Raw genomic sequence first — 25,827 nt, 5'->3', positions numbered from 1 at the left:
CTCACCGGCCCGCCGCTCCCAACTTCGCGAGTCCTGAATGTCCTCCTACGATCTCGTCGTCATCGGCACCGGCCCCGGCGGCTATGTCTGCGCGCTCCGCGCCGCCCAGCTCGGCCTGAAGACCGCCGTGGTCGAGAAGCGCCCGACCCATGGCGGCACCTGCCTCAATGTCGGCTGCATCCCGTCGAAGGCCCTGCTCCACGCCTCCGAGGCGTTCGAGGAGGCGACCAAGCACTTCCCCGTGCTCGGCATCACCGTCGGCGAGCCGAAGCTCGATCTGGCCAAGATGATGTCGTTCAAGCAGGAAGGCGTCGACGGCAACACCAAGGGCGTCGCGTTCCTCCTGAAGAAGAACGGCGTCGAGACCTTCCAGGGCACCGGGCGCCTCGCCGGCGCCGGCCGGGTCGAGGTCAAGTCGGAGGACGGCAGCAACCAGATCCTCGAAGCCAAGAACGTCGTGATCGCGACGGGCTCTGACGTCGCCAACCTGCCGGGCGTCACCATCGACGAGGAGGTGGTGGTCTCCTCCACCGGCGCCCTCGACCTGACCAAGGTCCCGGGCAAGCTCGTCGTCATCGGTGCCGGCGTGATCGGCCTCGAACTCGGCTCGGTCTGGCGGCGGCTGGGCGCCGAGGTGACCGTGGTCGAGTATCTCGACCGCATCCTGCCGGGCATGGACGGCGAGGTCGGCAAGCAGTTCCAGCGCATCCTCTCGAAGCAGGGCATCCAGTTCCGCCTGTCGCAGAAGGTCACGGGCGTCGAGCGCACCGGCTCGGGCGCCAAGGTCACCGTGGAGCCGGCCGCGGGCGGCGCGTCGGAGACGCTGGAGGCCGACGTGGTGCTCGTGGCGATCGGCCGGGTGCCCTACACCGCCGGCCTCGGCCTCGAGACCGTCGGCGTCCAGCTCGACAACAAGGGCCGGATCCAGACCGACGACCGCTACGCCACCAACGTCACCGGCATCTACGCCATCGGCGACGTGATCGCCGGCCCGATGCTCGCCCACAAGGCCGAGGACGAGGGCGTCGCGGTGGCGGAGATCCTGGCCGGCAAGGCCGGCCACGTGAATTACGGCGTGATCCCGAACGTGGTCTACACCACGCCGGAGGTCGCCTCGGTCGGCAAGTCCGAGGAGGAACTGAAGAAGGACGGGATCACCTACAACATCGGCAAGTTCCCGTTCACCGCGAACGGCCGCGCCAAGGTGAACCACACCACCGACGGCTTCGTGAAGGTGCTGGCCGACGCCGCCACCGACCGGGTGCTCGGCGTCCACATCGTCGGCCCCGATGCCGGCAACCTCATCATGGAGGTCGCGGTGGCGATGGAGTTCGGCGCTTCGTCCGAGGACATCGCCCGCACCTGCCACGCCCACCCGACCCTGACCGAGGCGGTGAAGGAAGCCGCGCTCGCGGTGGAGAAGCGCGCGCTGCATATGTGACCTCGTGGTCCCGGGCCCCGGGTCCGGGACGGCTCCGGCCTGAGAAGGCTTGCGCGATGAAGCTCCTCCTCACGCACACGCCCCAGGCCCGGGCGCAGTATTACGGCGCCGAGGCGCTCGACGCCCTCCAGGGCGTCGCCGGGGTCCGCCTGCACCAGGGTGACGCGCCGCTCGATGCCGACGCCCTGGTCGCGGCCGCCGCGGATGTCGACCTGATCGTCGCCGACCGGGCCACCGCGGTGCCGGCGGCGGTGTTCGAGCGCCTGCCGGGCCTGCGGGCGGTCCTGCGCGTCGCCGTCGACATCCGCACCATCGATGTCCCGGCGGCGAGCGCCGCCGGCGTGCTGGTGACCCGGGCCCGGCCCGGCTTCGTCGCCGCGGTGAGCGAACTCGCCCTCGGAATGATGATCGACCTGTCGCGCGGCCTCTCCCGCTCCGTCCTCGCTTACCGGGCCGGCGCGGCGCCGGAGGTCCGCATGGGCCGTCAGCTCGCGGGCAGCACCGCCGGGATCATCGGCTACGGCGCCATCGGCCGGCGCCTCGGCGCCCTCCTCGCCGCGCTCGGCATGGAGGTGCTGGTGAGCGACCCCTACGCCCGGGTGACGGAGCCGGGTCTGGCGCAGGTCGATCTTCCGGACCTGCTGGCGCGGTCCGATTACGTGGTCTGCCTCGCGGTCGCCAGCGCCGAGACCCGCGACCTCATCGACGCCGCCGCCCTGGCGCGGTGCAAGCCCGGCGCGTACCTCCTCAACCTGTCCCGGGGCAGCCTCGTCGACGAAGGCGCCCTGGCGGCGGCCCTGCGGGACGGACGCCTCGCCGGTGCCGCCCTCGATGTCGGCCGGGCGCCCGACGAGATGCCGAGCCCCGATCTCGCCGCCTTGCCGCAGGTCGTGGCGACCCCGCATGTCGGCGGCCTCACGCCCCCGGCGGTGGCGGCCCAGGCCCTCGAGACCGTCGAGCAGGTCCGCACCCTCCTGGCGGGCCGGGTGCCGGAGGGGGCGGTGAACGCGGAGAGCTGGACGCGACGGCCGGGCTGAGGATAGGTCGAACAAACGGAGTGGGAGAACCGGCGGCAATGGACGGTGCGGCAGGAAGCGGGGAGGCGACACCCCCGGCGGTCGTCGTGGTGATGGGCGTGGCGGGTTCGGGCAAGACCACGGTGGCGAGTCTGCTCGCCGGCCGGCTCGGCTGGGAATTCGAGGACGGCGACGATTTCCACCCGCCCGCCAACGTCGAGAAGATGCAGGCCGGCACCCCCCTCACCGACGAGGACCGCTGGCCCTGGCTCGCCGCCATCGCGGCCTGGATCGACAAGGTCCGCGCCGAGGGGCGGCACGGGGTCGTGACCTGCTCGGCCCTCAAGCGCGCCTATCGCGAGATCCTGGTCGGGGATCGTCCGGACGTGCGCCTCGTCTACCTCAAGGGAGATCGGGAACTGATCGGCCGGCGCATGGCCGCCCGCCACGGCCACTTCATGCCGACGAGCCTGCTCGACAGCCAGTTCCGCACCTTGCAGGAACCGTCGCCCGACGAGAACCCCCTGGTGGTCTCGGTCGGCGGCACCCCGCAGGCGATCGTGGCCGAGATCGGCGAGGCTCTGACCGGGCGAGCGATGCACGGCGCCTGATCCACAGGCCCTTCGGCATCGCGCGGACTCGCGAGATCGGATCCAGAGGATTCTCGCGGAAGACGCGGTCTCCCGGCCCGCGGAATGAGGCTTCCTTTATGCCTGGTTTTTGACACTTCGCGGCGCCCGTGCCATCGCCGGGGCATGCTGGACGCCTTCCATGCCGGGTAACCCGCTCCCCGCCTACGAGACGCTGTTTCCCGGCGGCGAGATGGGTGCCCGCCTGCGGGCCCGCGACTGGGCGGCGACGTCCCTCGGCCCGGTCGAGCACTGGCCGCAATCGCTGACCACGGCTGTGCGGATCATGCTCGGCTCCCGCTTCGCCATGTGGATGGCGTGGGGACCCGATCTCACCTTCTTCTGCAACGACGCCTACCGGCCGACCCTCGGCGTCAAGGAGGCCTGGGCGCTCGGCTCACGCTCGGACGTGGTCTGGGCCGAGATCTGGCCCGATATCGGTCCGCGCATCGCCCAGGTCCTGAGCACGGGCCAGGCGACCTGGGACGAGGCGCTGCTGCTGTTCCTGGAGCGGCGCGGCTTCACCGAGGAGACCTACCACACCTTCTCGTACAGCCCGCTGGCGGATGACACCGGCACCGTGACCGGCATGCTCTGCGTGGTCTCGGAGGAGACCGAGCGGGTGATCGGCGAGCGGCGCCTGCGCTGCTTGCGCGACCTCGGCGCCGGGATGGCGGCGGCCCGCACCGCGGCGGAGGTCGGCGCGGTGGTCGCCGCGTGCCTCGGGGAGGGCACCCGAGACCTGCCGGTGGCGCTCGCCTACTTGGCGGGTGACTTGGCGGGCAACTTGGCGGGCAACTTGGCGGGTGACTTGGCGGGCAACTTGGCGGGCAACGAGCCGGCCCTGCTGGCCCGGGCGGGAATCGGGCCGGAGCACCCGGCCGCCGGGCGGGCGGGCGAAGCCGCGGCCGCGGCGATGGACCATCTCGACCCCGCCGGCCAGACGTCGGCTCTGGTGCCGGTGGGAGCGCTCGGGTTCCTCTTCGCCGACCTGCCGGTCGGCCCGTGGGACCGGGCCCCCACCCATGCCCTGGTCGTGCCGATCGCCCAGCAGGGCCAGGACCGTCCGGCCGGGGTGTTCGTCGCCGGGCTCAACCCCTACCGGCCCCTCGACGACGAGTACCGAGGCTTCGTCGACCTGTTCGTCGGCCAGATCGCCACGGGCTTGGCCAACGCCAACGCCTACGAGGCCGAGCGGCGCCGGGCCGAGGCCTTCGCCGAGCTCGACCGGCAGAAGACCGTGTTCTTCTCCAATGTCAGCCACGAGTTCCGCACGCCCCTGACCCTGATGCTGGGGCCACTGACCGAGGTGCTGGAATCGTCGCCGGCCACCATCGACCCCGATACAAGCCGCCTGGTGGAGCTGGCCCACCGCAACGGCCTGCGGCTCCTGAAGCTCGTCAACGCGCTCCTCGATTTCTCGCGCATCGAGGCCGGCCGGGCCCAGGCCGCCTTCGAGCCCGTCGACCTCGCCCGGTTCACCGCGGAACTTGCCTCGAGCTTCCGCTCGGCCACCGACAAGGCCGGCCTCGTCCTCGACGTCGACTGCGCGGGGCTGCCGGAGCCGGCCTTCGTCGACCCGGAGATGTGGGAGAAGATCGTCCTCAACCTCATCTCCAACGCCTTCAAGTTCACGCTCGACGGCCGGATCACCGTGCGGCTGCGGGCGGAGGGGGCCCGGGCGGTGCTCTCGGTGGCGGATACCGGCCTCGGCATCCCGGCGGCCGAGCTGCCGCGGCTGTTCGAGCGCTTCCACCGGGTCGAGGGTGCGCAGGGGCGCAGCTTCGAGGGATCGGGCATCGGTCTCGCCCTGGTGCAGGAGCTGGTCCGGCTGCATGGCGGCACGGTCGGGGTCGAGAGCACCTTGGGTCGCGGCAGCACCTTCACGGTGAGCGTGCCCCTGGGCGACGCCCACCTGCCGCAGGACCGCATCCGCGCCGCCCGGGCCGGAATCTCGACCGCCACCCGCTCCCACGTCTTCGTCGAGGAGGCGACGCGCTGGCTCGACGACGAGACCGTAGCTCCGCCCGATCTCGGCGAGGCGCCCCGCCTCGCTCCCCCCGGCCTCACCGGCCGGGTGCTGCTCGCCGACGACAACAGCGACATGCGTGCTTACGTCCGGCGCCTGCTCGGCGACAGCGGCCACGTCGTCGAGGCGGTGGGCGACGGGCACGCGGCGCTGGAGGCGGCCCGCCGCCACGCCCCCGATCTCGTCCTCTCCGACGTGATGATGCCGGGCCTCGACGGGTTCGGGCTGCTCGCGGCCCTCAGGGCCGACCCGGCGCTCCGGGGCATCCCGGTGATCCTGCTCTCCGCCCGGGCCGGCGAGGAGGCCCGCATCGAGGGCCTGGCCGCGGGAGCCGACGACTACCTGATCAAGCCGTTCTCGGCCCGCGAGCTCCTGGCCCGGGTCGAGACCAACCTGCGCCTCGCCCGGGTCCGGCACGAAGCGGCGGATGCCCTGCGGCGGGTCAACGAGACCCTGGAGGCCCAGGTCGCCGCGCGCACCCGCGAGCGCGACCGGATGTGGCGCCTGTCGAAGGACGTGATGGTCGTCGCGCGCTTCGACGGCACGGTCACGGCGCTCAACCCGGCCTGGCACGCGGTCCTCGGCTGGAACACCGACGATCTCGTCGGCCGCTCCTTCCTCGACCTCGTCCATCCCGACGACCGCGAGCGCACCCTCACGGAGACGCGGCAGGTCGAAGAGGGCCGGGCGACGCTGCTGTTCGAGAACCGCTACCGCCATGCCGACGGCTCCTACCGCACCCTGTCCTGGACGGCGGTGCCGGGAGAGGAGCACCTGCACGCGGTCGGGCGCGACGTCACCGAGCAGCGCGAGCTGGAGGAGGCCTTCCGCCAGTCGCAGAAGATGGAGGCGGTGGGCCAGCTGACCGGCGGCATCGCCCATGATTTCAACAACCTGCTCACCGGCATCGTCGGCTCCCTCGACCTCCTGTCGACCCGCCTGGCGCAAGGCCGCACCGACGTCGTCGAGCGCTACATCGATGCGGCGCTGACCTCGGCCCACCGGGCCGCGGCGCTGACCCACCGGCTGCTCGCCTTCGCCCGGCGGCAGCCCCTCGATCCGCGCCCCGTCGACGCCAACGCCCTCGTCGCCTCCCTGGAGGACCTGGTGCGCCGGACGCTCGGCGAGACCGTCACCCTGGAGACCCGCCTCGCCGAGGGGTTGTGGCCGACGCTCTGCGACGCCAACCAGCTCGAGAGCGCGATCCTCAACCTCGCGATCAATGCCCGCGACGCGATGCCGGAGGGCGGGCGCCTCATCATCGAGACCCGCAACGTCGAGCTCGATGCGGTGTTCGCCGCCGCCCACGGTGACGTGGCGCCGGGCGCCTATATCCGGCTCGCCGTGACCGACACCGGCACCGGCATGCCGCCGGAGGTGGTGCGCCGCGCCTTCGACCCGTTCTTCACCACGAAGCCCTTGGGCCAGGGGACAGGACTCGGCCTGTCGATGATCTACGGCTTCGCCCGCCAGTCCGACGGCCACGCGGTCATCTCGTCCGAGGTCGGGCGCGGCACCGCCGTGGCGCTCTACTTGCCGCGCCATACGGGTCCGCTCGCCGAGGCGGAGAGCCCGGCCCCGTCTTCCGCGGAACCCCCGGCCGCCGGCAGCGGCGAGACCGTGCTGGTGGTGGAGGACGAGCCGGCGGTGCGCAGCCTCATCGTCGACGTGCTGCGCGACCTCGGTTACCGGGCGCTGGAGGCGCAGGACGGCCCGGCCGGCCTCGCGGCCCTGCGCGCGGCCGGCCGCGTCGACCTCCTCGTCACCGATGTCGGCCTGCCGGGCCTCAACGGCCGCCAGCTCGCCGACGCCGCCCGCGAGCACCGCCCGGGGCTCAAGGTGCTCTTCATCACCGGCTACGCCGAGAACGCCGCCATGGCGGGGTTCCTCGCGCCCGGCATGCAGATGATCACGAAGCCCTTCCCGGTCGACCTGCTGGCACGGCGCATCCGCGCGATGATCGAGGCGTGATCCCGAGGGGAACCATCTCCCCGGAGCCCATCCCCCATGCGAGGCGCGGGGTGGACCTGCGGCCCGAACCCCTGTAAACGCACGCTCCTCCACGAAAAGACCGTAGGGATTCCCCGCGCGCCGCGAGCGCCCGCCGCCGATGCGGCCGGCCCTCAGACGAGGCCATGTGCTACCAAGCCTTGGGCCTCCGGAGCCGATTCGATCCCCGCGCGTCGCCTCATCCGGGATCGAATCCACGTGCCTTTTCCTGCTCTGCCCGCCCCCCTCGCCCAGGCTCTGTCCGGCCGCGGCTACGAAGACCCGACGCCGGTCCAGGCCGCCGTCCTCGAGCCCGAGACCGAAGGCCGCGACCTCGTCGTCTCGGCCCAGACCGGCTCCGGCAAGACCGTCGCCTACGGTCTCGCGCTCGCCCGCACGCTGCTGGGCGACGCCGAGACCCTGGGCGCCCCCGGCGCGCCGCTGGCGCTGGTGATCGCGCCGACCCGCGAGCTGGCGCTCCAGGTCCATCGCGAGCTGTCCTGGCTCTACGGCCCGGCCGGCGCCCGCGTGGTGTCCTGCGTCGGCGGCATGGACCCGCGGCGCGAGAGCCGCTGGCTCGCCGACGGCGCCCACATCGTGGTCGGCACGCCGGGCCGCCTGCGCGATCACCTCGAGCGGCGCAACCTCGACCCGACGGCCCTGCGCGCCGCGGTGCTCGACGAGGCCGACGAGATGCTGGACCTCGGCTTCCGCGAGGACCTGGAATTCATCCTCGGCACCACGCCGGCCGAGCGGCGCACGCTGCTCTTCTCCGCCACCCTGCCGAAGGGCATCGTGGCCCTCGCCGAGGCCTATCAGCGCGACGCGATGCGCATCGCGGTGGCCGGCGAGACCAAGGGCCACGCCGACATCGAGTACCGCGCCTTCCGCATTCTGCCGCGGGAGACCGAGCTCGTGGTGGTCAACACCCTGCGCCAGGTCGAGGCGCGCACCGCGATCGTGTTCTGCAACACCCGCAATTCGGTGCGCCACCTCCAGGCGGTGCTGACCGAGCGCGGCTTCCAGGCGGTGGCGCTCTCGGGCGAGCTCGGCCAGGGCGAGCGCAACGCCGCCCTCCAGGCCCTGCGCGACGGCCGCGCCCGGGTCTGCGTCGCCACCGACGTCGCTGCCCGCGGCATCGACCTGCCGGGCCTCGGCCTCGTCATCCACGCCGAATTGCCCCACGACGCCGAGGTGATGCAGCACCGCTCGGGCCGCACCGGCCGGGCCGGGCGCAAGGGCATCAGCGTGCTCCTCGTGCCGCCGTCCCGCCGCCGCCGGGCCGAGGAGCTGATGGTGCGGGCGAACGTCGTCCCGGTCTGGTCCGGCCCGCCGCCTGCCGACGAGATCCGCGCCCTCGACCAGGAGCGCCTGCTCCAGGATCCCCTCGTCACCGACGAGGTGAGCGACGAGGATCGGGCGATGGCCCAGTCCCTGCTCGCCCAGCGCTCGGCCGAGGACATCGCCGCCGCCCTGGTGCGGGCCTACCGCGCCCGCATGCCCTCGCCCGAGGAGGTCACCGATCCGGGCTTCGCCACCGGCCGCGGCGTCACGCCCCGGCGCGAGACCACGACGCGGGACGGCCCGCGCGCGCCGTTCGGGTCGAGCGTGTGGTTCCGCCTCAATGTCGGCCGGCGCGACAACGCCGACCCGCGCCGCCTGCTGCCGATGCTGTGCCGCCGGGGCGACGTGACCCGCGAGGAGATCGGCGCGATCCGCATCTTCGACCGCGAGACCAAGTTCGAGGTCCGCGGCGGTGCCGCCGAGCGCTTCGCCCACACCTTCCCCCGCACCGGCCCGGCCGACCTCCAGGTCGAGGCCCTGGCCGGCGAGGCCGACGTGCCGCCGCGCCCGCGCCAGCCCCGGCGCAACACCGCCCGGCGGGGATGAGGGCCATTCCCGGACCGGCCTTCAGCCGGTAACAGGGGCCTCGTACCGAACGAGGCCCCGATGAGCGACACCGTCGAGATCCGCCACCGCGATACCACAGCCCGCCTCGCCCTCGCCGGCGCCGAGCCGGTCTCCTGGCGGGTCGGCGGCACCGAGTATCTGTGGTCGGGCGATCCGGCGCACTGGAACCGGCACGCGCCCTGGCTGTTCCCGGTCGTCGGCGCTTCCGCCGGAGGCGCCGTCACGGTGGCGGGCCGCGCCTATCCGATGGCGCAGCACGGCTTCGCCCGCGACAGCCGTTTCACGGTGGTCGCGCAGGCCGAGGAGAGCGTGACGCTCCGCCTCACCGATACCGCGGAAACCCGGACGCACTATCCCTTCGCCTTCCGCCTCGACATCACCGCCACGGTGCGGGACGGCGCGCTGTCCTTCGCTTGCGAGGTCCACAATCCGGGCTCCGAGCCGCTGCCCTACGGGCTCGGCTTCCACCCCGCCTTCCCGTGGCCCTTCGCCGGCGGCGAGCGGGCCGCCGGGGGCGGCTACGCCGTGCGCTTCGAGCGGCCGGAGCGGCCGGCGGTGCCGGAGGTCGGGCCTGGCGGCCTGCTGGTGCGCAGCGAGCGGGCGCTGCCGCTCGAGGGCGACACCCTGCCCCTCGACCCGGAGATGTTCACCGAGGCCCTGGTGTTCCTGAACGCCCGCAGCAGGACGATGCGCTTCACCGCGCCCTCCGGCGCCGCGATCGCTCTGGACGCCGAGGATTTTCCCCATCTCGCGGTCTGGACCCGGCCGACGGCGCCGTTCCTGTCCCTCGAATGCTGGACCGGCCACGCCGATTGGGCGGGCTTCTCCGGCGAGCTGGCCGAGCGCGACTCGCAGCGCCTGCTGACGCCGGGATCGAGCGCCCGCCATGGCGTGACCCTGCGCTTCACCCAGGACTGACGAGGGCGCGCGTCAACCGGTCGTCAACCGGCTTCGGGGCCTACTCGCCTCCCCTGACCCGGAGCCCGGCCCCATGTCCGACGCCGAACCCGCCGACCTGCTGCTGCCCGGCGCGCCCGACGTGCGGGCGGCGGCGATCACCTGGCTCGAGGGGCTGGCCTCGGAGCGGCGGCTGTCGCCCAACACGGTCGAGGCCTATCGGCGCGACCTGCGCCAGTTCCTCGCCCATCTCGCCCGGCAGGGCACGAATCCCGACATCCCGGCCCTGATCCGGCTCAAGCCCCGTGACCTGCGCGGCTTCATGGCGGCGCGGCGCCAGGAGGGCGTCGGCGGGCGCAGCCTGATGCGGGGGCTGGCCGGCCTGCGCTCCTTCGCCCGCCACCTCGACCGGGAGGGGCACGGCAGCGTCGCGGCCCTCGCCGCGGTGCGCTCGCCCAAGGTCGAGCGGCGCCTGCCCCGCCCGCTGCCGGTGGCCGCCGCGGTCGCGATGGCGAGCCCCGACATCCGGGCCGGCGAGGAGCGGCCGCCCTGGGTGCTGGCCCGGGACGCCGCGGTGCTGGCGCTCCTCTACGGCTCGGGCCTGCGCATCTCGGAGGCGCTCGGCCTCACGCGGCGCGACGCACCGGTCGATGGGACGGACGCCGTGACGGTGGTCGGCAAGGGCCAGAAGACCCGCAGCGTGCCGGTGATCGCCCAGGTTCAGGCCGCGGTGGCGGAGTATCTCAAGCTCTGCCCCTACGCCCTGCCGCCGGACGGGCCGCTCTTCGTCGGCGCCAAGGGCGGTCCGCTCTCGCCGCGCATCGTGCAGCTCGCCGTCGCCTCGATGCGCGGGGCGCTGGGCCTGCCCGACACCGCGACGCCGCACGCCCTGCGCCACTCCTTCGCCAGCCACCTGCTCGGCCGCCAGGGCGACCTGCGGGCGATCCAGGAGCTGCTCGGCCACGCCTCCCTGGCGACGACGCAGGTCTACACCAAGGTCGATGCCGCCCGCCTGCTCGACGCGTTCGACTCCGCGCATCCGCGGGCGCGCGCCTCCTGACGGGTGGCTACTCTGCCGGCACCTCGCGGGCGCGCCCGAGGGTGACGTGCGGTACCAGAAGCGCGGTGGCGAAGGCCGCCGCGGAGATCAAGAGCACCGCCCAGAAGGTCTGGTGCAGGGCGTGCTGCAGCACCAAGCGCACGCTCTCCGCCTCACCCGGCAGGCCGCCCGCCGCCAGGGCCTGCTGCAGGCTGTCCGCCGTGACGGTGCTGCCCGCCGCCGCGAGCCCGTGATTGAGCACCGCGCCGAAGACCGTGGCGCCGAGCGTGCTGCCGAGGTTGCGCGAGAAGATGTTCGAGGCGGTGGCGCTGCCGCGCTGGGTCCAGGGCACGATCTCCTGGATCAGCATCAGGGACGCGTTGCTCACCAGCCCCATGCCGAAGCCCATGACGAGCGAGCCGGCCCCGGCCTGAACCGGGTGGCTGCCGGGCTGCAGCGTCACGACGGCGATGGCGCCGAGCGGCAGCATCAGGCTGCCGGTGACCAGGATGCGGCGCAGGCTGAAGCGGTGCAGGCTGCGCGCTGCCAGCGTCGCGCCCAACGGCCAGCCGAGCACCATCACGGTGAGCGCCAAGCCGGCGACGATCGGCGTCTGCCCGAGCACGCCCTGCACGTACATCGGCAGGAAGGTGGTCAGCCCGATGAGCGCCATGCCGGCCAAGAGCGAGGTGGCGTTGGCGGCGGCGATCGGCCGGCGCCGCCAGAGCGCGGCGTCGATCACCGGCTCCGGCGTCCGGCGCTCCTGGACGGCCAGCAGCACGGCCGCGACGAGGCCGAGCCCGGCGGCGACGGCCACGACGGACCAGCGCGCCTCGCCGGCCTCGGTCAGCGCCACCATCAGGGCCGCGACGGTCAGGGTGAACAGGGCGGCGCCCGCCGCGTCGACCGGCCGGCGCTCGCGCCGCTCGCCCTCGTGCAGGAAGGCGATGAACAGGCCGGACGCCACGAGGCCGACCGGCAGGTTGATCCAGAAGATCCACGACCACGAGGCATGCGCGATGATGAAGCCGCCGGCCACCGGCCCGACCACCGCCGAGACCGCCCAGACGCTGGCGAGGAAGCCCTGGATCCGCCCGCGCTCCTGCGCGGTGTAGAGGTCGCCCACGATGGTGAGCGAGACCGGCTGGATGGCGCCCGCGCCGATGCCCTGGATCAGCCGGAAGGCGATCATCGCCGGCATCGACCAGGCGAAGCCGCAGAGCACCGAGGCGATGAGGAAGACCGCGATGCCGGCGAGCAGCACGGGCTTTCTTCCGTGGATGTCGGCGAGCTTGCCGAACACGATGGTGGCGGCGGTCTGGGTCAGGAGGAAGCCGGAGAACACCCAGGCGTAGAGCGACAGCCCGCCGAGTTCGCCGACGATGCCCGGCATCGCCGTGGAGATGATGGTCGCCTCGATCGCCACCATCGCCATCGCGGCCATCACGGCGGCGATCACGAGGGGACGGTGCGTCGTCCGGGAGGTCGTCATGGTGGCTCTTCTCGGCGAGGCTTTCGAGGCAGGGGAGGGGCCTTCCGGCGCAGCTAAACCGATCGGGCCGGAAAGCAACCGGCGCCCGGCGCAAGCCAGACCCGCGCAATCACGGCCCGACCGCTGCTTACTCGGCGTAAGTCACCGGCAGTGCCGTCGTGTACTTGATCCGCTCCATCGCGAAGGCCGAACTGACGTCGTAAAGCTCGACCGAGTGGATCAGCCGCTTGTAGACCCGGTCGTAGGCCGCGATGTCGGGCACGACGATGCGCAGCAGGTAATCGGTCTCGCCGCTCATGCGGTAGAACTCGACCACTTCGGGGATCGTCACCACGGCGGCGCAGAAGCGCTCGGCCCAATCGGCATTGTGCCGGTTGGTGCGCACCGAGACGAACACCGTGACGCCGACCCGCATCCGGTCGGGATCGAGCAGGGCCACCCGGCGCTGGATTACCCCTTGCGCCTCCAGCTTCTGGATTCGCCGCCAGCACGGCGAGGCCGACAGGCCGACCCGGGCGGCAATCGCCTCGAGCGATTCGGCCGCATTCTCCTGCAGGCACAACAGGATTTTCCGGTCGAACTCGTCCACGCGAAAATTTTCCAACCTCTCGCGAGATCGCGAAATCCCATTGCGCGACCATGCGGGGAACGGGGACATTTCGCAATCCGTCTGCGCGGGAGCCGTGCGATCCTGAGGGTGCCTTTCGAGTGTCCCCGAGGACTTCCCGAGGATCCCATGTCGAAGCTGTCCTTCTCCGAGCATCCGGCCTCCGTCGGCGAGACCTATTTCGAACATATGGGCGTCGCCACCGGCTTCGGCCTTCGCATGATCGCCGGGGGCCTGGCCTGCCTGGTGCACGGAATCCTGCCCTTCGCCTTCACCAGCACCGGCTCGCGCACGATCAACCGCCTGCACGACCGCATGGTGGCGAACCGCACCCGGGCCGCCCAGCACCGGGCCGAGGCCGCCTCCGTCTCGGCCTGACGCCCCCACCCCCCTTCCTTCGTCGCGGCTTGACGTGTCCGGAGCATTTCCGGACCCTGGCTCCCGACACGGCCCCGGCGGGCGCTCGGCTTCCCGAGCGTCCGGACAAGGGCCGAGAACCAGGGAGCATTCGCCCATGCCGTTCCTCAGGCGCGCCGTCGGCGCGCTGGCCGTCGCGCTCGGCCTCGCCGCCTCTCCCGCGAAAGCCGAGACCAGCGAGGTGCGCTTCACCCGCCAGCCCGGCCTGATCTACATGCCGATGGTGCTGGCCGAGCAGCAGCGCTTGGTCGAGAAGCACGTCGCGTCGGCCGGCCTCGGCGACGTCAAGGTGAGCTGGGTCACGCTGACCAGCGGCGGCGCCTCGGTCGACGCGCTGATCTCCGGCAACGTCGATTTCGTCACCAGCGGCGCCACCAACCTGCTGCTCGCCTGGGACCGCACGAGGGGCGAGGTGAAGGGGCTGGCGGCCTCGGCCGGTGCACCGATGATGCTCGTCACCCGCAACCCGGCGGTGAAGGGGCTGGCCGACTTCTCGGCCAAGGACCGGATCGCGGTGCCGACCGTGAAGGTCTCGGCCCAGGCCGTGATGCTGCAGATCGCCGCCGAGCGCCAGTTCGGCGAGGCCGGCCGCAACAAGCTCGACGCCATCACCGTGCAGCTCGGTCACCCCGATGCGGTCGGGGCCCTGCTTGGGGGAACCAGCGAGGTCAACAGCCACTTCTCGCTGCCGCCCTACCAGCAGATCGAGCTGAAGGACCCGAAGATCCACGTCGTGCTCAATTCCTACGACGTGGTCGGAGGTCCCTTGAGCAACGCCATCGTGTTCGGCCGCGGCAAGTTCATGGAGCAGAACCCGAAGACCACCGCCGCGGTGCTCGCCGCCATCGACGAGGCCAACGCCCTCATCCGCGACGACCCGAAGCGGGCTGCCGAGATCTACCTCGCGGCCACCAAGGAGAAGTTCGAGCCCGACGAGCTCGTCGGCATGATGAAGCAGCCCGGCGTCGTCTTCTCGACAACGCCCTACGGCACGATGCTGCAGGCCGACCACCTGGTGAAGGCCGGCGTGCTGAAGAACCGTCCGAAGGAGTGGAAGGACTTCTTCTACAAGGCGGTGCACGGCCAGCCCGGCACCTGAGGCGCCTCAGCGCGGCAGGATGTCCAGCCCGGCGCGACCGAAGGTCAGCGCGCCGAGGTCGCACTCGGCCGCGCTGTCGACCGGAAACGCGACGGCACCGGAGGCCGAGGCGCCGCCGGTGCCGTAGCCGTAGGCGGTGCCGTCCCAGCCGCTCGCGGCCCGCACCGGCCGGGCGCCCGGGCGCGGGATGGGCCCGACGACGTCGTGGTCGAACGGGGTCCGGAGGCGGCAATCGTAGCCGGGCGGGCCTGAGACGACCGGGCCGATGGGTGCCGGCTCGCGGGACCGCGGAGCGGCGAGCGCCAGCGCCGGCATCAGGGCCGCGGCGATGACGACGACGCTTCGAATCATGACCCGGTCTCCCCGCCGCCTCCGCTGCTGCCCCAGACGGACCGAGATAGGCGAAGCCGGGGCGTGCGCCAGCGGGTCGTCGTGCCTTGGGGTCAGGTGCATCCATCAGCGGTCCGCGATATCTCGCGGCCCGGCTTGGCTGACCTTCCCTGGCCCACTCATGACCTCATCCTGAGGTGCCTCCGCTTCGCTCCGGCGCCTCAGGATGAGGTTGGGTGGGACGGAGCAGGCGTTGCCTCTGCGGCGGAGAGGGGCGGCCTACCCCTTGGAAAAATCAATCGCGGCAGGTGATCCGGATCGGGCGGTCCGAGGTCTTCACGGCCGGGGCCGTCTCAATCGCGCCGGTATACTCGTCCTGGGCGGCGATGCCGTACGAGGCCGACTTGGCATACCCTTGCGACTCGCACCAGGCATCCGCCACCACCTGGCCGCACTCGCCGCCGGTGGTGAGGCACTCGGCGACGCCGTAGCCGTCGCTGGAGGGAATCAGGAAGGTCTTCTCCACGCCGGCCGTCGGCGACGCGGCCAGCGCCGGCACGGCGACGGAGACCAGGACACCGAGGGCGCTGAGGACGGCGAGGGAGCGACGCATGGGGCTAACCTTCTGAACGGAGCCGCCGGCATCCGGCTCCGGCCCGACACTGGGCGTGGGTGGTAAACAATCTCTCTACGCATCGTGCGCGTGCACCGATTACGCAGGGTCCGGCGGGGGGTTGGGACCCGCGGCGACTGCCGTCTCGAATTGCTCGCGGAATTGGGCTAACCCGGATCGGCCCTCCGTGGCGTCTCACCCGTGCAACAGGCGGCCGCCCGGTCGCCCGCTCCGGCGGCGCCCGGGGACCGGCAAGGCCGGGTCCGATCCTCGACCCGGCAACGACTTAGAACCTCGGCCGGAGCGCCACGCGGCGGCCCGGCCCGACCCCGTCCCGCAGGTGTTTCATGGCCTCGCTGTTGCGCCTCTACAACACGCTCTCCCGGGCCAAGGAGCCGCTCCGGCCGATCGATTCGGGCCGGGTGCGCATGTATGCCTGCGGCCCGACCGTCTACGACGCCGCCCATATCGGCAACGCCCGGCCGCTGATCGTCTTCGACCTGCTGTTCCGGCTCCTGCGCCACGTCTACGGGGCGGAGGCGGTGACCTATGCCCGCAACGTCACGGACGTGGACGACAAGATCAACGCCCGGGCGGCGGAGCGGGGCATCACCATCCGCGAACTCACCGACGGCACGCTGGCGCAGTTCCACGACGACATCCGCCGCCTCGGCATCCTGATGCCGGAGACCGTGAACGTGCCGGGCCAGCCCCCGGCGATGATCGAGCCGCGGGCGACCGACCACATCGTCGAGATGACGGCGCTGATCGACCGGCTCGTCGCCGCCGGCCACGCCTACGTCGCCGAGGACCACGTGCTGTTCGACGTGCCCTCGATGCCCGATTACGGCGCGCTGTCGCGCCGCCCCCTCGACGAGATGGAGGCCGGCGCCCGGGTCGACGTCGCGCCCTACAAGCGCTCGCCCCTCGACTTCGTGCTGTGGAAGCCCTCGAAGCCGGCCGAGCCGTCCTGGCCCTCGCCCGCCGGGATCGCGGCGTCGGGGCGCCCGGGCTGGCACATCGAGTGCTCGGCGATGGCCTGGAAGCATCTCGGCGAGACCTTCGACATCCATGCCGGCGGCATCGACCTGGTCTTTCCCCACCACGAGAACGAGGTGGCGCAGTCGCGCTGCTGCTTCGGCACGCCGGTGATGGCCAATATCTGGCTCCACAACGGCTTCCTGCAGGTCGAGGGGGAGAAGATGTCGAAGTCGCTCGGCAACTTCGTCACCCTGCGCGAGGTGCTGGCGGACTGGCCCGGCGAGGTCGTGCGCCTCGCCATGCTGCGCACCCACTATCGCCAGCCGATCGACTGGACCCTGCGCGGCCTGGAGGAGGCGAGCCGCACCCTCGACCGCTGGTATGAGGCCGCCGGCGACGTGGCCCCCGGCCCCGCGCCCGACAGCGTGCTCGAACCGCTCCTCGACGACCTCAACACCCCGGCGGCGCTCGGCGAGGTCCACCGCCTCGACGACCCGGCGGCCTTGAGGGCCGGTGCCGGCCTGCTCGGGCTTCTCGGGCAGACGAAGTCCGAGCGCGACCGGGCGGCGGTGGCGGCCTCCGGCGTCGATGCGGCGGCGGTGGAGCGGCTGATCGCCGAGCGCAAGGACGCCCGCGCCCGCAAGGACTGGGCGGAATCCGACCGGATCCGCGGCGCGCTCACCGCCCTCGGGGTGACCGTGAAGGACAGCAAGGACGGGACGACCACCTGGACGGTGAGCCAGTAGGGGAGGGCGGCATGAGGACGATCGAGGAGGTGCTGCGTCCGCCGACGGACGCGGAAACGGCCGCCGCCCTGGTGCGGTTCGCCGCGGATGCGCGCCGGCATGACGGCCCGCGCCTCCTCGATCTCACCCTGTTCGGCAGCCGCGCCCGGGGCGATGCCGGGCCCGAGAGCGACGCCGACGTGGTGGTGATCCTGGCCGATGGAGCGTGGCGGATCATCGACGAGGCGCGCACCCTCGCCGACCTCTCCTACGACCGGCTGATCGAGGACGGTCTCGACATCCAATCCCGCCCTCGTCCGCGCGATGCGCCGCGACGCCTCTCCTTGCCCTAGTCTCGGTCCTTGACGACCGACGGCCAGACCACCGCCTGTGCCACGATCACGTCCGTGCCGTTGAAGGTGCAGGAGGGCGAGCCGTACAGCCGGTAGCCCAGCGCCAGCGCCTCCGAGATCCGGCGGCAGAAGCTGGCGTCGTCCTTACCGGTGATCAGGCGGTAGGGCAGCATGTCGTTCGGGGGATTCGTATCCTGGGTCGTGGTCAAGACGGGCTCCTCGTGACGGGGCGTGCGTGATCCCGCCGGCGACCTCGTCTTGAGGCGCCGGCGATCGGAGATGGCGCCGATCCTCGCGGTTCCGTCCCCGCGAGTCGACCAGGCGCCGGGATCGTCCCCCGGGGCCATCCCATCACGGGCAGCCGCTTTCCCTCAAGCGCTTGTGTGCGGGTGCGGCGTGGGCAGGCGCGCCGCCGCGCCCTAGTCTTGCGCCGGCGATCGACGAGCCGAGAGGATTCCGCATGATGCTCCACCGCCGCGCCATGCTGGCCGGCTCCCTGGCGGGCTCCTTGGCCGCGGGCCTCCTCCCGGGACGGTCCGTCGCGGAAGAGCGCGGGCTGATCCGCCGCCCGATCCCCTCGACCGGCGAGACGGTGCCGGCGATCGGCATCGGCACCTCGCGGCGCTACGACGTGGCGCCGGATTCGGAGGCCATGGCCCCGCTGCGCGAGACGGTGGCGACATTCGTCGCCTCGGGCGGCACCGTGATCGACACCGCCCCCGATTACGGCCGGGCCGAGGAGGTGCTGGGCCGGATCCTCGCCGAGACGCGGCTTCGCGAAAAGGTCTTCCTGTGCAGCAAGGTGGCGGCGCGGGGGCGCGAGGCGGGGCAGGCGCAGATCGAGCAGTCCTTCCGCCGCCTCGGCACCGACCGGATCGACCTGATCGCAGTCCACAACCTGATCGACCCGGAGGCGCAGCTGCCGCTCCTGCGCGAGCTGAAGGAGCGGAAGCGCATCCGCTATCTCGGCGCCACAACCTGGGCCGAGAAGCAGTACGGCGACCTCGAAGCCCTGATGAAGGCCGAGACCCTCGACGTGATCCAGGTCAATTACGCCGTCGATGCCCGCCAGGCCGCCGAGCGCATCCTGCCGCTGGCGAAGGACCGCGGCGTCGCCGTGATGGTCAACGTGCCGTTCGGCCGCGAGCGACTGTTCAACCTGGTGCGCGGCCGCGAGCTGCCGCCCTGGGCGGCAGAGTTCGACTGCAGGACCTGGCCGCAATTCTTCCTCAAATACGTCCTGTCGCACGAGGCGGTGACCTGCCCGGTGCCGGGCACGGCGCAGGTCCGCTACGTCGAGGACAACCTCGGCGCCGCACGCGGCCGCCTGCCCGACACCGCCACCCGCCGCAAGATGGAGGAGTTCATCGATGGCCTGTGATCGCCGCACGCTGCTGCGCGCCGGACTCTTCGCCCTGGCGCTTGCCGCCGGCCCCGCCTTCACGCGGGATGCCTTGGCGCAGGACGCGAAGATCCCGATCGCGGTGATCGGCGGCGGTAATATCGGCGGCACCATCGGGGGCCTGTGGGTCAAGGCCGGCCATCCGGTGATGTTCGCCTCGCGCCATCCGGAGGAGCTGAAGCCCCTCGTCGAGAAGCTGGGACCGCTCGCCAGGGCCGGCTCCGTCGAGCAGGCCCTCGCCTTCGGCGACGCGGTGCTGATCGCGGTGCCGTACAAGGCCTATCCGGAGATCGGACAGGCCTATCGCGGGCTCCTGAAGGACAAGGTCGTGCTCGACGCCGGCAACGCCACCAGGGCGCGGGACGGCGAGCTGGCGGCGGAGGCCGAGAGCGCCGGCATCGGCGCCACCTCGGCCAAGTACCTAGCCGGCGCCCGGCTGGTGCGGGCCTTCAACGCCGCGAATTACCGCCTCTTCGCCCAGAACGCGCATCGCAGCGGCGCCCCGATGGCGGTGCCGATCGCCGGCGACGACCGGCAGGCCCTCGGGGTCGCGGCGATGCTCGTGCGCGACGCCGGCTTCGAGCCGGTGGTGGTCGGCGGCCTCGACGCCGCGAGGAAGTTCCAGATGGGCAGCCCCGGCTTCGGCCACGATGCCACGGCGCCGGACGCGCGCAAGGCCTTCGGGGTCGCCGAATGAGCCCCTACCCGGGCGCCGCCGCGCAGGCGGCGCAGACCGGCCTGAAGGTGCCGGCCTGGCTGCGCCGGCTCACCGACGTGCGGCCCGAGGAGGTACCGGCGCTGGGCTGGGCGTGGCTCTACATCTTCGCGCTGCTCTCGTCCTACTACGTGATGCGGCCGATCCGCGACCAGATGGGGCTGGCCGGCGGGCTCGAGAACCTGCCCTGGCTCTTCACCGCCACGCTGATCGGCATGCTGGTGCTCAACGTGCCGTTCGGCTGGCTGGTGCGCAAGCTGCCGCGGGCCCGCTTCATCCCGATCACCTACCGCTTCTTCGCCGCCAACATCCTGATCTTCGCGGTGATCCTCTACCGCAGCGGGCCCGAGGAGGCGGTGTGGATCGGCCGGGTGTTCTTCGTCTGGCTGTCGATCTTCAACCTGTTCGTGGTCTCGATCTTCTGGGCGACGATCGTCGACGTCTTCGACACCGAGCAGGGCAAAAGGCTGTTCGGCTTCATCGCGGCGGGCGCGACGCTCGGCGCCATCACCGGCTCGGCCTTCACGGCGGTGCTGGCCCGGGACGTGCCGACGCCCTTCCTGCTCCTCGCCGCGGCCGCGCTCCTCGAAGTCGCCGTCATGAGCATGCGCGGCCTCTCCCGGATCTCCGACGCGCTGTCGCGCGAGCCGGGAGCGGCGACGCAGGCGATCGGCGGCAGCCCGTTCGCCGGCATCAGCCGGGTGCTCGGCTCGCCCTACCTGCTCGGCATCTGCCTGTTCCTGCTGCTGTTCTCGATCACCTCGACCTTCCTGTACTTCGAGCAGGCCGGCATCGCGAAGCGCAGCTTCCCCGACCGCGGGTCGCAGACGGCGTTCTTCGCCAGCGTCGACCTCGCGGTGAACGTGCTGACGCTGGGCGTCCAGCTCTTCCTCACCGGGCGGATCGTGCGCCGGCTCGGCGTCGGGCTCACCCTGGCGATCCTGCCGCTCGTCAGCGCGCTCGGCTTCGGGCTGCTCGCGGTGGCGCCCACCATCGCCAGCGTGGTGGTGTTCGGTGTGCTGCGCCGGGCCGGCAACTTCGCCATCGCCCGGCCGGTGCGCGAGGTGCTGTTCACCGTGCTGCCGCGGGAGGATCGCTACAAGGCCAAGGCCTTCATCGACACGGTGGTGTACCGCCTCGGCGACCAGGTCGGCGCCTGGTCCTACGGCCTCGTGGGGTGGCTGGGGATGAGCGCCACGGCCCTCTCGGTCCTGGCGGTGCCCTTGTCGCTCGCCTGGCTCGCTAATGGTCTCTGGCTCGGGCGCCGGCAGGAGGCTATGGCCGAGGACGCCACGGCACGGCAGGGAGCCGAGACACCGGCGGAGGCGCGGAATGGCTGAGACCGAGGCGACGTTGCGCGAGGAGATCGTCGCGACCTGCCGCAGCATGGCCGAGCAGGGCCTGAACCAGGGCACCTCCGGCAATGTCTCGGTGCGGTTCGGCGACGGCCTGCTCATCACCCCCTCCGGGCTCCCCTACGAGCAGATGACGCCCGACGACATCGTGCCGATGACCATGGACGGCCGGGCCGACCACGCCCTGACGCCCTCCTCGGAGTGGCGCTTCCACCGCGACATCCTGCGGGCCCGCCCCGATGTCGCGGCCATCGTGCACGCCCACCCGACCTACTGCACCGCCTTCGCGATGTGCCGGAAGGACATCCCGGCGGCGCATTACATGATCGCCGCCGCCGGCGGGCCGACCGTACGCTGCGGCGGCTACGCCCTGTTCGGCACCGAGGACCTGTCGCAGCGGGCGCTGGAGGCGCTCGAGGACCGCACCTGCTGCCTGCTCGCCAATCACGGCATGATCGCCACCGGGCCGAGCCTCGCGAAGGCCCTGTGGCTCGCGGTCGAGCTCGAGACCCTGTGCCGCCAATACGCCGTGGCGCTTCAGGTCGGCCGGCCGCACATCCTGAGCGAGGCCGAGGTGGCGGAGGCGATGGAGCGGTTCAAGTCGTATGGGCCGCGGCCCAAGGCGGGGTGAGGCGCGCCCGTCCTGTCTAAAGCAGGTTCACGCCCTCACACGATCTGGATCGTCGACCGCACCGGCCCCGCGAGCGTCGTGCGGCCGGAGCCGTTGACGGGATGAGCCGGCGCGTTTCACCGCGCCGGCCGCACCTCCTTACAGCTCCATCTTCATCGCCTGCGGATAGTACCGGAACCCGCCCTGCCCGTTATCCGCGACGTGGCCGATGCCCGGCCAGGCGAAGTGGTAGGCCAGCACCGGGATACGGTTCTTCGCCAGCATGGTCAGCATCCTGAGCCGCGTCTGGGCCGATTGCTTCGGATCGGTGTCGTAGGCGAATTCGGTGAGCGGCTTCTCCATCAGCAGCACCGGGTGGTGCGTCAGGTCGCCGAGGTAGCAGAGGCTGTCCTTGCCCGAGGTGATCATGAAGATCATGTGGCCGACGCTGTGGCCTGGGGCCGCCAGGGCCTGGATGCCGGGCAGGAATTCCTGGCCGTCCTTCACGAACACCAGCCGGTCGCGGATCGGCAGCAGGTTCTTGCGTGCCGTATCGAGGAAGGCGCCGAACGAGGCCGGCACCTTGGCCGGATCGGTCCAGTAATCGAAGTCGGCCTGGGAGATGTAGTACTGGGCGTTGGGGAAGTGCGGCGTGCCGTCGTCGGCGACGCAGCCGCCGCAATGGTCGACATGGGCGTGGCTCATCACCACGGCGTCGATGTCCTTCGGGTCGATGCCGGCCTGGCGCATCGTGGTCAGCAGCTTGCCGGTGGTCGGCCCGAACAGCTTGAGCGAGCCCATGCCGGTATCGAACAGCACCAGCTTGCTGCCGGTGTTGAGGATCAGGATGTTCTGCTCCAGCACCGCGTTCGAGAGCGGCAGGAAGTTGGAGTTGAGCTGCGCGTCCATCTCGGCGGGGGTGAGGCCGAGGAAGTTGGCGTGGGGATCGCCGAGCGGCAGGGTGCCGTCGGAGACCATCGTCGCCTCGGCGTCGCCGAGGGTGAAGCGATAGTAATAGGGGCTTTGGCTGCGCAGCATCGGCGCCTTGGCGCCGGCCGCTCCCGGCAGCCCGGCCGTCACTGCGGCGGCGGCCGCGCCGAGCATCAGTCCGCGCCGGTTCGGGGCATCCAACCGAATCGTCATCGAGGGTTCCTCCACGCTGTGCCGCGGGCGCCTTTATGCGCGCGTTCGAGCCGGCGGGATCCCCGTCGGCTCGAACGCGGCCGGAACCTCTGCGGTGCCGTCTTTGTCCGCCGGCCGGGAAATCTTGTCAAACCCATCCCAGGGGCAGCTGCCCCCCGCGCGAGCACGATCCCGGTATCCCCGCTCGAATTGCGGGCCTCCTGCTCAGACCCCCGGCACCTGGGCCGATCGCGGCCGGTACCGGAATTGACAGTGTTCCCGGGCGGTTCCTACACCCCTCGCAACGAGGGAGGAGCCGCGATGCCGAGCCACGATTTCGACTACGACCTGGTGGTGCGCGGTGCGACGCTCGCCGGCCCGGCAGAAGTGTTCGAGGGCGATCTCGGCGTGCGCGATGGGATGATCGCGGCGGTCGGCCGGGGTCTGCGGCGCGGCCGCGACGAGATCGACGCCAAGGGCCTCGTCGTCACGCCCGGCGGCCTCGACCCACATTGCCACATCGAGGAGCCCTCCGAGGGCGGCGGCGTGCAGGAGGAGAGCTTTGCCAGCGGCTCGGCCGCGGCGCTCGCCGGAGGCACCACTTCGTTCATCTGCTTCGTGCCGCAATGGAAGGGGCACCCGATCGCCGCCACGGCGACCGATTACGAGGCCCGTGCCAGGGCCTCGCGCGCCGATTACAGCTTCCACCAGATCATCACCGACCCGACGCCCGACGTGCTGGAGCGGGAGGTGCCGGCGCTGGTCGCCCGCGGCATCCGCAGCCTCAAGGTCTTCCTGACCTACGATCCCCTGCGCCTCACCGACGGCCAGTTCCTGGAGGTGCTGGCGACCGCACGGCGGCTGGGCGCGTTCGTGACGGTGCATTGCGAGAATTACGACGCCATCGGCTGGCGCATCCGCGCCCTGCTGGAGGCCGGCCTCACCGACCCGCTCCAGCACGCCTGGGCCCGGCCGCCGGTGGTCGAGCGCGAGGCGACGCACCGCGCCATCGCGCTCGCCGAACTCGTTGACCAGCCGATCCAGGTCTTCCACGTCTCCTGCGACGAGGCGGCCGAGGAGATCGCCCGGGCCCGCGCCCGGGGCGTCAAGGTCTGGGGCGAGACCTGCCCGCAATACCTGACCCTCTCCACCGACGACCTCGCCAAGCCGAACTTCGAGGGCGCCAAGGTGGTGTGCTCACCGGCTCTCCGGGCGCCGGGCGAATCGGAACGGATCTGGGCCCGCATCCGCGAGGGCACCCTCGACGTGGTCTCCTCCGACCATTGCGGCTTCTCCTTCGCCACCGCCAAGCGCGATCCGGGCAGCAGCGGCTACGGCCAGGGCGGGGCCGAGGCCCGGCCCGACGGGATGCCGGCCTTCAACGCCATCCCGAACGGTGTGCCGGGGATCGAGACCCGCCTGCCGGTGCTGTTCTCCGAGGGCGTCTCGGCGGGCCGCATCGACCTGCCGACCTTCGTGCGCCTGACCTCGACCAACGCTGCCCGCCTGTTCGGCCTCGCCGGCCGCAAAGGCACGCTGGCGCCGGGGGCCGATGCCGACCTGGTGCTGTGGAACCCGGATGCCGAGCGGGTCCTCACCAACGCCGACCTGCACCACGCCATCGACTACACCCCCTGGGAGGGGATGCGCCTCAAGGGCGTGCCCGTGACGACGATCCGGCGTGGCGAGGTCGCGGTGCGCGACGGCCAGGTCCTGGCCGAGCCGGGCTCCGGGCGCTTCCTCGCCCGCGGCCCCTACGCGCTCGCGACGCCCTCGGGCCGCGTGCCGGACGGGTTCGACGCCGCGGCCAGGCGGGGCTGAGGCGGCCCTCCCGCGCCGACCTCCCGCACACCGTCCCCGGCCGGCGCTCGCTCGGCCGGGGCGCACCGGCACCGGACCCGTCTCGCGGCCCCCCAGTGCCGGCTTCAAGTTCCGGCCGCCGTTCAATCGTTCCTCAATCGATCCCCTCGAGCGCACGCCCTTCCACTCGTGTGCCGTCGCACCTGTGGTCCGGTGCCATGTCGAGGGCCTGCGTGCTCCAGCACACGCTGCAACGGGACATCAGCTCATCTCTCGTCGACTTGCGATTGACCCCCATCGGCCGTGGGTCATAATTCACTTGTGGACAGAGAGACGGCGCATGACAGCAATCAAGCCGATCGTCACAAGTCGTCGATGTCCGAATGCTGATCTCGCATTGTGGGGAATTGTCATGAGGACGTCGTTCATCCGGACCAGCCTGATCACCCTGACGCTCTGCGGCGCGAGCCCGGCCTTCGCCGAAGGCACCAGCGCTCAGCGCGCGGCCTGCACGCCCGACGTCTGGCGCCTGTGCGCCGGCGAGATCCCGAACGTCTCGGGAATCACCGCCTGCCTGCGGCGGGAGAAGCCGAAGCTGAGCCCGGCCTGCCGGCAGGTGATGCACGAGGCCGACCGCGAGGCCGGCACCCGTCCGGTCGCCAGCAACGAGCGCCGCTCCTGATCTCGACGCCCGCGCCTGCGTCCCGGATCATGCGCCTCCCGACATGAGGAGGACGCCGATGGCGACCGTGAGGCTCTGGACCGACGCGGAGGCGGATGCCGATCCCCGCGTCAAGGCGGTGTTCGACGACATCCGGGCGGTGCGCCGCGCGGACTTCATCAACAATTTCTGGCGTGCCCTCGCCAATCAGCCGACGGTCCTGGAGCGGACCTGGGCCGACCTGAAGCAGGTGATGGCCGCCGACGGCGCCCTCGATCCGCTGACGAAGGAACTGATCTACATTGCGGTCTCGACCGCCAACGGCTGCAGCTACTGCATCCACTCCCATACCGCCGTCGCCCGGTCCAAGGGCATGACCGACGCGCAGTACGGCGAGTTGCTGGCGGTGATCGGGATGGCGAACCACACCAACGCGCTCGTCACCGGCATGCAGGTGGCGGTGGACCGGGAGTTCCAGGTGTAGGGGGCGCGACGCCTGCGGGCAGGCGTCGCGTTCTCTTGTACCGCCGCACCGTCGGACGGACGCGTTCGAAGGCGCCAGGCAAGCCCGAACGGGCGCCGGCGCTGATGCGC

General features: G+C 71.8%; 24 protein-coding genes. 18 read left to right on the top strand and 6 right to left on the bottom strand.

What is annotated here, in order from left to right; translation table 11 throughout:
• The first annotated feature begins 37 nt into the window (after positions 1-37).
• The 7 genes from lpdA (at position 38) to MFF64_RS06680 (ending at position 10,972) form a co-directional block, all read left to right on the top strand.
• Positions 38-1,441: a dihydrolipoyl dehydrogenase gene (gene lpdA, locus MFF64_RS06715; RefSeq protein ID WP_099908631.1), complete on the top strand. Its 1,404-nt coding sequence runs from the start codon at positions 38-40 to the stop codon at positions 1,439-1,441.
• 56 nt (positions 1,442-1,497) lie between these two features.
• Positions 1,498-2,478 (top strand): NAD(P)-dependent oxidoreductase, encoded by a 981-nt coding sequence (locus MFF64_RS06710; RefSeq protein ID WP_099908633.1) that lies wholly within the window; start codon positions 1,498-1,500, stop codon positions 2,476-2,478.
• A gap of 38 nt (positions 2,479-2,516) precedes the next feature.
• A complete protein-coding gene (locus MFF64_RS06705; RefSeq protein WP_099908635.1) occupies positions 2,517-3,068 on the top strand; it encodes a gluconokinase in 552 nt (183 codons plus the stop codon).
• A 160-nt stretch (positions 3,069-3,228) separates the two neighbouring features.
• Positions 3,229-7,086: a response regulator gene (locus MFF64_RS06695; protein ID WP_099908637.1), complete on the top strand. Its 3,858-nt coding sequence runs from the start codon at positions 3,229-3,231 to the stop codon at positions 7,084-7,086.
• A gap of 237 nt (positions 7,087-7,323) precedes the next feature.
• A complete protein-coding gene (locus MFF64_RS06690; RefSeq protein WP_238190161.1) occupies positions 7,324-8,994 on the top strand; it encodes a DEAD/DEAH box helicase in 1,671 nt (556 codons plus the stop codon).
• Positions 8,995-9,054: 60 nt separating this feature from the next.
• Complete coding sequence (locus tag MFF64_RS06685) at positions 9,055-9,933, top strand: aldose 1-epimerase family protein (RefSeq protein WP_099901579.1); 879 nt, start codon at positions 9,055-9,057, stop codon at positions 9,931-9,933.
• Positions 9,934-10,006: 73 nt separating this feature from the next.
• Entirely contained in the window at positions 10,007-10,972 is a 966-nt protein-coding gene (locus MFF64_RS06680) for a tyrosine recombinase XerC (protein ID WP_238190159.1), read from the top strand.
• Positions 10,973-10,979: 7 nt separating this feature from the next.
• On the opposite strand, the gene MFF64_RS06675 is transcribed toward MFF64_RS06680, so the two are convergent.
• Positions 10,980-12,443 carry an MDR family MFS transporter gene (locus MFF64_RS06675; RefSeq protein ID WP_099902503.1) on the bottom strand — a complete coding sequence of 488 codons (1,464 nt, stop codon included), beginning with the start codon at positions 12,441-12,443 and terminating at the stop codon, positions 10,980-10,982.
• Positions 12,444-12,570: 127 nt separating this feature from the next.
• Positions 12,571-13,032 carry an Lrp/AsnC family transcriptional regulator gene (locus MFF64_RS06670; protein WP_099902505.1) on the bottom strand — a complete coding sequence of 154 codons (462 nt, stop codon included), beginning with the start codon at positions 13,030-13,032 and terminating at the stop codon, positions 12,571-12,573.
• Between the two features lie 147 nt (positions 13,033-13,179).
• Between MFF64_RS06670 and MFF64_RS06665 the strand changes: the two genes are divergently transcribed.
• Both MFF64_RS06665 and MFF64_RS06660 read left to right on the top strand, forming a co-directional pair.
• Positions 13,180-13,428, top strand: coding sequence for a DUF6356 family protein (locus tag MFF64_RS06665; RefSeq protein ID WP_099902507.1), 249 nt, complete (start codon positions 13,180-13,182; stop codon positions 13,426-13,428).
• Positions 13,429-13,564: 136 nt separating this feature from the next.
• The gene (locus tag MFF64_RS06660; RefSeq protein ID WP_099905941.1) at positions 13,565-14,566 is read left to right on the top strand and encodes an ABC transporter substrate-binding protein; all 1,002 of its coding nucleotides are present in this window, start codon (positions 13,565-13,567) and stop codon (positions 14,564-14,566) included.
• A gap of 6 nt (positions 14,567-14,572) precedes the next feature.
• Here the strand turns inward: MFF64_RS06660 and MFF64_RS06655 are convergent, their stop codons facing one another.
• Both MFF64_RS06655 and MFF64_RS06650 read right to left on the bottom strand, forming a co-directional pair.
• Positions 14,573-14,917, bottom strand: coding sequence for a hypothetical protein (locus tag MFF64_RS06655; protein WP_099905939.1), 345 nt, complete (start codon positions 14,915-14,917; stop codon positions 14,573-14,575).
• A gap of 274 nt (positions 14,918-15,191) precedes the next feature.
• Positions 15,192-15,509 (bottom strand): hypothetical protein, encoded by a 318-nt coding sequence (locus tag MFF64_RS06650; protein ID WP_099905937.1) that lies wholly within the window; start codon positions 15,507-15,509, stop codon positions 15,192-15,194.
• Positions 15,510-15,856: 347 nt separating this feature from the next.
• On the opposite strand from MFF64_RS06650, the gene cysS reads away from it, so the two are divergent.
• Positions 15,857-17,236, top strand: coding sequence for a cysteine--tRNA ligase (gene cysS / locus MFF64_RS06645; RefSeq protein ID WP_099905935.1), 1,380 nt, complete (start codon positions 15,857-15,859; stop codon positions 17,234-17,236).
• A gap of 11 nt (positions 17,237-17,247) precedes the next feature.
• The gene (locus MFF64_RS06640) at positions 17,248-17,568 is read left to right on the top strand and encodes a nucleotidyltransferase domain-containing protein (protein ID WP_099905933.1); all 321 of its coding nucleotides are present in this window, start codon (positions 17,248-17,250) and stop codon (positions 17,566-17,568) included.
• On the opposite strand, the gene MFF64_RS06635 is transcribed toward MFF64_RS06640, so the two are convergent.
• Positions 17,565-17,777 carry a DUF1737 domain-containing protein gene (locus MFF64_RS06635; RefSeq protein WP_425324398.1) on the bottom strand — a complete coding sequence of 71 codons (213 nt, stop codon included), beginning with the start codon at positions 17,775-17,777 and terminating at the stop codon, positions 17,565-17,567. The genes MFF64_RS06640 and MFF64_RS06635 overlap by 4 nt on opposite strands.
• A 251-nt stretch (positions 17,778-18,028) precedes the next feature.
• Here MFF64_RS06635 and MFF64_RS06630 point away from each other — a divergent pair, with 251 nt between their 5' ends.
• The 4 genes from MFF64_RS06630 to MFF64_RS06615 are packed head-to-tail and all read left to right on the top strand — an operon-like array spanning position 18,029 to position 21,671.
• Positions 18,029-18,949, top strand: a complete 921-nt coding sequence (locus MFF64_RS06630; RefSeq protein ID WP_099905931.1) for an aldo/keto reductase — start codon at positions 18,029-18,031, stop codon at positions 18,947-18,949.
• A complete protein-coding gene (locus MFF64_RS06625; protein WP_099905929.1) occupies positions 18,939-19,667 on the top strand; it encodes an NADPH-dependent F420 reductase in 729 nt (242 codons plus the stop codon). The genes MFF64_RS06630 and MFF64_RS06625 overlap by 11 nt, the downstream gene beginning before the upstream one ends.
• A complete protein-coding gene (locus tag MFF64_RS06620) occupies positions 19,664-21,025 on the top strand; it encodes an NTP/NDP exchange transporter (protein ID WP_238190156.1) in 1,362 nt (453 codons plus the stop codon). Before MFF64_RS06625 ends, MFF64_RS06620 begins: the two co-directional genes overlap by 4 nt.
• A complete protein-coding gene (locus tag MFF64_RS06615; RefSeq protein WP_099901397.1) occupies positions 21,018-21,671 on the top strand; it encodes a class II aldolase/adducin family protein in 654 nt (217 codons plus the stop codon). The genes MFF64_RS06620 and MFF64_RS06615 overlap by 8 nt, the downstream gene beginning before the upstream one ends.
• Before the next feature lie 138 nt (positions 21,672-21,809).
• On the opposite strand, the gene MFF64_RS06610 is transcribed toward MFF64_RS06615, so the two are convergent.
• The gene (locus tag MFF64_RS06610) at positions 21,810-22,793 is read right to left on the bottom strand and encodes an MBL fold metallo-hydrolase (protein ID WP_238190154.1); all 984 of its coding nucleotides are present in this window, start codon (positions 22,791-22,793) and stop codon (positions 21,810-21,812) included.
• 300 nt (positions 22,794-23,093) lie between these two features.
• Between MFF64_RS06610 and hydA the strand changes: the two genes are divergently transcribed.
• The 3 genes from hydA to MFF64_RS06595 all read left to right on the top strand — a co-directional run bounded on the left by hydA (position 23,094) and on the right by MFF64_RS06595 (position 25,717).
• Complete coding sequence (gene hydA, locus MFF64_RS06605; protein WP_099905527.1) at positions 23,094-24,593, top strand: dihydropyrimidinase; 1,500 nt, start codon at positions 23,094-23,096, stop codon at positions 24,591-24,593.
• Between the two features lie 391 nt (positions 24,594-24,984).
• Positions 24,985-25,254, top strand: coding sequence for a hypothetical protein (locus MFF64_RS06600; RefSeq protein ID WP_099905525.1), 270 nt, complete (start codon positions 24,985-24,987; stop codon positions 25,252-25,254).
• Positions 25,255-25,312: 58 nt separating this feature from the next.
• Entirely contained in the window at positions 25,313-25,717 is a 405-nt protein-coding gene (locus tag MFF64_RS06595; RefSeq protein ID WP_099905523.1) for a carboxymuconolactone decarboxylase family protein, read from the top strand.
• Positions 25,718-25,827 lie beyond the last annotated feature (110 nt).

Source organism: Methylobacterium frigidaeris (assembly GCF_022179185.1).
In the GTDB taxonomy this organism is placed as follows: Bacteria; Pseudomonadota; Alphaproteobacteria; order Rhizobiales; family Beijerinckiaceae; genus Methylobacterium; species Methylobacterium frigidaeris.
Note: the sequence above shows the minus strand (reverse complement) of the source record. Positions and strands in the feature narration are given on the sequence as shown.